Genomic DNA, 734 nt, shown 5'->3' with positions numbered 1-734 from the left:
CGGCGCGGGCGGCGGCGGAGCGGGAACTGGTGCGGGCGCCGGAGCGGGCTTCGGCGGCGTCGGCGGGACGACCACTGGCGCGGGTACGCTGACCCCCGGCTTGGCCACCGCAGCTGAAGCCGCCGAACCTGCCGCGGCCGCTCCCTGCAATTTCTTCAGTTCCTCGACGTTCTTGGCCAATTCGGCCACACGGGTGGAGTTGTCCTTCTGCTCGCGGCCTTTGGCCACCTGGTCTTCCGGCCCCGGCTTGCTCGCACCGACCGCACCCTTGCTCAAGGTCAGCTTGTCCGGCGTACCACCAGCGGCCGTCTTGCGGTCCTGCACGTCCGCCTGCACCTTGCCCGCCGCAGAGCGGCTGCTGTCGGGCGCGGCCGCAGTGGGCACGCCACCGGCGAGCTTGGCACGGTAGGCGCCGAAGTCGGCGCTCTGCGCCTGGATCACCTGCCGGGCGTCGGATGGCGTGATGGCCTGAGTCTCTTCACCGGACGGAACATTGAGCACGGCGCCGGCCTTGAGCCGGTTCATGTTGTTGCCGAGGAAGGCGCCGGGGTTGCTGCGATAGAGCGCCACCAGCATCTGGTCCAGCGACACGCCGGGCTGCTGCGTGCGAGTGGCGATGCGGTACAGCGTGTCACCCGCCTTGACGCGGTACTCGGACGCGGCACCCGTGCCAGCCGGCTCGGCCGCCGCAGCGCGCGGTGCCGGTGCCGGTGCCGGACGCGGAGCCGGGGCCG

Annotated in this window: 1 protein-coding gene; it reads right to left on the bottom strand. The window is 72.1% G+C overall.

Annotation, left to right across the window (positions count from 1 at the left end; all coding sequences use genetic code 11):
* Positions 1-627, bottom strand: a 627-nt coding sequence (locus tag Y694_RS22120; protein WP_409072504.1) for a FimV/HubP family polar landmark protein, incomplete at its 3' end; no start/stop codon positions are given.
* Between the last annotated feature and the right edge of the window lie 107 nt (positions 628-734).

Source organism: Methylibium sp. T29-B, assembly GCF_000576225.1.
GTDB lineage: Bacteria > Pseudomonadota > Gammaproteobacteria > Burkholderiales > Burkholderiaceae_C > Methylibium > Methylibium petroleiphilum.
The sequence above is the reverse complement of the archived record's forward strand: the minus strand, read 5'-3'. Positions and strand labels throughout refer to the sequence as shown.